We start from the raw sequence: 2,007 nt of genomic DNA on the forward strand, positions 1-2,007 counted from the left end.
ACGGCAGCGTCGTCTCTATGAGCTCGTCTCACTCAAGGAATCGATCAGGAGAAGGGAGGTGCAGGCACCCGATTTCGACGACATCTATGATGAGTCAACGAAGGTGACGTTCGACGACATTCTTACGTGAGGCAACGGGCCCGCACACGGCGACGCGGCTATTCCCAACGCACGTGCTAGGCATGACCAGCAAACCGGCCACGCCAGATTCCAAGCCGAGGATACCTCACACGGCCGGTTTGTCTGCGTCGATGCCTTTGTTCGATTCCACGCAGCCGGTCAGGTGCGGTCTTGCCAGTAGCCGGGCCGACGACCCTGATGGGCGACGGCCGACACCGCTATGTGCTTACCGTCAGTCCAGTACAGGACCGAGTACGGATAGCGATCGAGGACGAGCTTGCGCGTCTCGCCGAGAAGGATCGGACACGACTCAGGGAACTCGACAAGTTCGGACAGCGCCATCTTGACCGCATCGATGAACTTCGCGCCAAGTCCAGGCGACTCCAAGTCATAGAAATCCGCAGCTTCCTCCAACTCGCGCTCGGCGGAGGGCTCGAAGGAGATGAAATCGGTCACGCGGGGCGCTTCGCGCGCAACCGAGCGAAAACCTCGTCCGCCGGAATCAGCTTCGTGGCGCCGGACTCGACGCCGTGGCGGCGGCGCTCTGCCTCTTCAAGCCACAGGCGCTCGACCTCTGACTCGGACAGTTCGTCGAGACTGACCAGCAGCTGCCGAGCGAGGTCGGCGCGCTCTGTCGGAGCGAGGCGCATCGCCTCACGCTTGAGCTCGTCAATCGTCATGTGCGCCTCACCTCTCTAATTCGTGTCGTCACAACAATCATACCGCGTTCAGGTCGATATCTCCCTGTGTGAATCGAACGTGTTGCGTATAACCCGCGCGCCGAGCGATTCCAGCATAACCGAGCGCTTCTGCGCGTGGGGTTGATGCGCTTGTTAGAACGCAAACGCTACGCTGACAGCTCAACCTTGAGTCGCTTGCCAACCGCCGATGCAGCACGTTCCAGCGTCGACAGAGTCACCGACGGATTCGTGGGATCGAGCAGCCGATCGAGCGCCGGCCGGCTCGTACCCATGCGATGCGCCATGTCGGTCTTGGTGATGTGGCAACGCTCCATCTCCTGAGAGATCTGGAACGCGATGACGCGCTTGGCGGCGACCGCCTCAGCGTCGTCGAGCATGTGCTCGTCACGCAGGAAGTCGTCGAAGTCGCCTCCGATATGCTTCTTGTCCATCACTTCGCTCCCTTCAGTTCAGCGAGTCGCTGCCGTGCCGTCTTCAGGTCCGCCGCCGGCGTCTTCTGCGACTTCTTCACGAACCCGTGCAATAGAACCATGTGGCCCTCTTCGACGGTGAACATCACGCGCGCGATGCCCGCCGGCAAGTCAGAGCGGACCTCCCACAGATCCCGTTCGAGCTTGCGGATGAGCGGCATCCCGAGTGGCCAACCATACTGCGCCGTCTTGATGTCATAGCCGATCGCTCTCCGAGCATCCGGGGCAAGGTCGAGCAGCCACTCACGAACGGGCTCTCTGTCCGACGCGGTCTTGAAGAACACCACAACGAGCACTGGTTTGTTGTCGGCGGATTCAGCTACGCAAGGACTGTACCACAATTGGTGCAATTGGTGACACCCTGAGGCCCGAGAGAACCTTCGGGACGGGATGGTTGCAGGGTCGTTCTAACGTGTTTGGCTTAACCTGCGGCCTACTCGCCGCACTTCCGCATTGTAGCTCTTGGCCGCCAAGTTGAAGCGCTTGTTAGGACGATCACGGGGGGCCTCGACGACGAGTCCGAAGACACTGCGGCTCGGCCGCTTACCACTCCGAACGTTCGAAGATGCGCCGAGCTGCGGATTCCGCTCACCTTGGACACCGATTCCGCCGAAGGCGATCACTTCCGGAGCGAAGCGACGCGTGTCTTGGTCAGCAGTACCAGAGTGATCGGCTTCAGGTCAATTTCTTGGCGCGTTTCGGAGCCTGTTTGCGCA

At 60.7% G+C, this 2,007-nt stretch carries 4 protein-coding genes; all 4 read right to left on the reverse strand.

What is annotated here, in order from left to right:
- Positions 1-279: 279 nt before the first annotated feature.
- The 4 genes from U1E26_04015 to U1E26_04030 all read right to left on the reverse strand — a co-directional run bounded on the left by U1E26_04015 (position 280) and on the right by U1E26_04030 (position 1,587).
- Positions 280-576 carry a type II toxin-antitoxin system RelE/ParE family toxin gene (locus U1E26_04015; protein MDZ4168807.1) on the reverse strand — a complete coding sequence of 99 codons (297 nt, stop codon included), beginning with the start codon at positions 574-576 and terminating at the stop codon, positions 280-282.
- Positions 573-800 carry an addiction module protein gene (locus tag U1E26_04020; protein ID MDZ4168808.1) on the reverse strand — a complete coding sequence of 76 codons (228 nt, stop codon included), beginning with the start codon at positions 798-800 and terminating at the stop codon, positions 573-575. The genes U1E26_04015 and U1E26_04020 overlap by 4 nt, the downstream gene beginning before the upstream one ends.
- A gap of 167 nt (positions 801-967) precedes the next feature.
- Positions 968-1,252: a Fis family transcriptional regulator gene (locus U1E26_04025; protein MDZ4168809.1), complete on the reverse strand. Its 285-nt coding sequence runs from the start codon at positions 1,250-1,252 to the stop codon at positions 968-970.
- Positions 1,252-1,587 (reverse strand): type II toxin-antitoxin system RelE/ParE family toxin, encoded by a 336-nt coding sequence (locus U1E26_04030; protein ID MDZ4168810.1) that lies wholly within the window; start codon positions 1,585-1,587, stop codon positions 1,252-1,254. The genes U1E26_04025 and U1E26_04030 overlap by 1 nt, the downstream gene beginning before the upstream one ends.
- Between the last annotated feature and the right edge of the window lie 420 nt (positions 1,588-2,007).

The sequence above is a fragment of the Coriobacteriia bacterium genome, assembly GCA_034370385.1.
Classification (GTDB): domain Bacteria; phylum Actinomycetota; class Coriobacteriia; order Anaerosomatales; family PHET01; genus JAXMKZ01.

Coding starts and splice junctions, on each gene's coding strand:
- U1E26_04025 (MDZ4168809.1), bottom strand. CDS start 1,252: ATGGACAAGAAGCATATCGGAGGCGACTTCGACGACTTCCTGCGTGAC.
- U1E26_04020 (MDZ4168808.1), bottom strand. CDS start 800: ATGACGATTGACGAGCTCAAGCGTGAGGCGATGCGCCTCGCTCCGACA.